Origin of the sequence: Rhodococcus sp. P14 (assembly GCF_000256505.1) — a bacterium.
Lineage (GTDB): Bacteria > Actinomycetota > Actinomycetes > Mycobacteriales > Mycobacteriaceae > Rhodococcus > Rhodococcus ruber.
On record NZ_AJFC01000074.1, the window covers coordinates 1 to 325 of the forward strand.

Genomic DNA, 325 nt, shown 5'->3' on the forward strand with positions numbered 1-325 from the left:
TCAGCCGCCCCCGCTGCGGCCGCGAGTTCGCGGAACTCGGCCTCGTCGCCGGAACCACCGACGAGGATCCGGACGTCGCCGAAGTCGGACACCCACAGCGGTTCGACACCCTGCCCGCCGTAGACCACCCAGTCGCGGCCGGCGATGTCCTGCGCCCCCGTCGCGGTACGCGGCTCCCCGGCGACGAACCGCACCAGCTCGTCCTCCCCCGCATTCGACTGGGTGAACCGCACGTACCGGCCGGCGGGGGTGATGTACCCGACGGTGCTCGAGTCGCCGCCCTGTTCGCCGGTGATGATGCTGCGGCTGGCGGGGGTCGCCCGCC

Annotated in this window: 1 protein-coding gene; it reads right to left on the minus strand. The window is 73.5% G+C overall.

All coding sequences use genetic code 11. From position 1 onward, the window contains the following. Positions 1-325: DUF4245 domain-containing protein (locus OEY_RS0105245; RefSeq protein WP_010592862.1), on the minus strand; the 325-nt coding region annotated here is incomplete at both ends.